The 2535-nt window shown below is 65.7% G+C and carries 1 protein-coding gene and 1 pseudogene; both read right to left on the bottom strand.

All coding sequences use genetic code 11. The features are described 5' to 3' along the window. Positions 1 to 361 (bottom strand): annotated as a pseudogene (locus B7X30_RS15575) (tyrosine-type recombinase/integrase); the annotation flags it as partial. Continuing rightward, the coding region (locus B7X30_RS15570) for a DNA breaking-rejoining enzyme, catalytic core (protein WP_286731864.1) at positions 358 to 2535 on the bottom strand (2178 nt) is incomplete at its 5' end. The pseudogene B7X30_RS15575 and the gene B7X30_RS15570, both read right to left, overlap by 4 nt.

Raw genomic sequence — 2535 nt, 5'->3', positions numbered from 1 at the left:
CGTTGAGCGGCGGGGTCGGCCCGCGCAGCACCAGAATCCGCGGGGGAACACGCACGCTCCAGCCGCGTTCCAGCCGCCCGCGCTCCAGCCCGGCGCTGATGAAGTTGGTCGCCCAGCGTCGCTCCGCCCCGGTGAAGGTTTGATCGATGCGTTGACGCAGCGTTTGCACCACTTCATCGGGAATGACCAGATCGGGACGGCCCTGCAGCCAGTCCTGCAACCCCTGCTGCGCAATCCACTCACGCACCTGCGCCTGAATACGCGCCCGATGGTGCTCTGCGTTCGCGCGGCGTTGCTGCAAGCCGTTCTCTGCGGCCTGCGGCTTGGACGCAGCGACGGCGAATCCTTTCCAGTCGCTCAAGCCCAGCCCCGCACCACGTGAAAGCCAGCCTCGCGCACGAGTTGTTCGATCGGGTCGCGTAAAGACTCGATGACCCTGCGCGCGGGCAGGGCGCTGAAGCGTCCCCAGGGCTCGGCGCCGCGCTGCCAGTGCCCCATGAAGAATTCGATGAGTTCGCCCGACAACCCCGTTTGCATCAGACGCGAACGCAGCCAATGCCGACTGGTGTTGCGCGGCAGGGTATAGCCGGTGACCTGCTCCAGCGCGGCGTGCATTTCTTGCGTGGGGCGGTTGATGCATTCGAGTTGGCCACGAACACGCCGCAGATAAAACAGCACCGGCGGCGGTGAGATCAGGGTCTTAGGCGTCAGGCGGGTCAGGGTGGCGCGGGCGTGTCGGGCGTAAACGCGCAGTTGCTCCAGCGCGGTCGTGCAAAGCGGCGCCAGGCGGGTGGCGGATGCGGAGATATCGTCCTTGTCGCTGAGGAGAACGACACCGTGATGCCCATCGATCTGATTCCAGTGGGGTAGGGGTTGCCCCACATCGCGCAACCCCAGGCTGAATCGCAGCAGGGCGTGGACATACTGCGTGAAGGCGTTGTGCAGAATCAGTAGAGCGTCGTCGGCCAAGGGAGTGGACCGCGCATGCGTCAGCGCTTGATCCAGGCTGTGGGCCAGCGCCTGCACCGTCCGGTCCATCGGGACGATGGGCGCGCCCACACCGATGTCCGATGCGTCAGGTTCGATTGCCGAGGCGGGATGGGCGCCGTCGTTCTCACCCAAGCGGGGGTCGGCCTGCTGCAACGCCTTCCAGGCCCGCTCCTGCTCCTGGCGGATCCGGCGCACGAGGTCACCCGTGGGCACGTGCAGATAGTGCAGGCCGGTGTCGGCCAGTAGATGCGGTCGTCCCGTAGCCAGACTGGCCAGGGCATGATCGCGTCGCTGTTCGACGAGCCGACGAAACATCCATTGCCCCACCGCGCTGAGGGTGAGCCGTCCGGAGGTCTGTATCACTTGATCGCGCAGCCAAGCGGCTGCCTGTTGCTGCAGCGGCCCGGGTTTGATCTCATAGGCGTCGACCGGTGTTTTGCGCGGATGGGGGGATAAGCGCTGCACGCTGGGTAGTGCGTCGATCACCGGACGCAGTACGACGGGAAGCGGAACGTCGATGGCGTCCGCACAAGGTCGTGCTTTGCTACGGTCGACGCCGCGGTAAACCGGCTGACCTGCAGGACGTAGCACGGGCAAGCGCAATGTCCAGCGATCCAGCAGTAACAAGGGATACCGCGGGGCGGCCTGCGGTGCATCGTCTTGGGTTTTGCTGTCGGCGCAGAGGGCCTGCCACAGCCGCGCCACTTCCGCTTCGGTGAGTCGCGTCCAATCCGCGGCGAGCAACTGCATCGACCGTTCGCGGCGGGCGATGAGCGCCCGGGTGCGCAGCACCTGTTCGGCCAGGCTGCGTTCCTTGGGCGCGACTGGAGTGGGATCGAGCGGGTCGTCTTCGCCAGTTTCGGTCCACTCGACGTATTCTTCTTGCGGGTCGAATTCGGCAAGGCTGAGCCCGCTGCGCTTAAGCGCCTCCACCGTCGTGGTGCGCAGCCGCGTCACGGATTGAATCCGCAGGGTATCGCCGAGATCAAGCCGGAGTTTTTGGGGCGGTGGGCTGTAGGTCTCGCCGCTGTCTTCATCGCCCTTCTCCGGGGTGCCATTGAGCAGGCCCTGGTGACGCAGCACCGGCTCGATGATGCGGCGAATGGCATCGACCTGCGGCTCACGCTCGCTCGATGTAGGCATGCGGATCCAGTCGTTTGCCAGGGGGCGCTCGGCCAGAATCTGAGGGTGGCTTTGTACCAGTTCGCGCAAGGCCGTACAGGCGTCGTAGATCGGAGAGGATCCGGCTTGTTCGGCCGCGAGTTCCTGCGCACGCGCCTTGGCAAACAGCACGACCATCGCGACCGCATTCAGGATTATGGGATCGTGCGCCGCATTTGCGTTTCGCCAGTGCCAGCTGCCCAGCAGCGTGTACAGGGGGTGCGAGGACATCACACCGCGAAACGGTTGCAGGCGGGTGGCGACAGGGCGTTGCAACGGTTTGAGGGCAGGCGGGCTCTTGGACGACGGGGGGTTCAGCACGTTCTGCATCGCCTGCAGTCCAGCAATGACCTCGGCAGACGGCGCCACGGCGCCCAGCGCAGT

This window comes from Thiomonas sp. 13-64-67 (assembly GCF_002282795.1).
GTDB lineage: Bacteria > Pseudomonadota > Gammaproteobacteria > Burkholderiales > Burkholderiaceae_C > Thiomonas > Thiomonas arsenitoxydans.
This window is presented reverse-complemented; position numbering and strand designations above follow the sequence as displayed.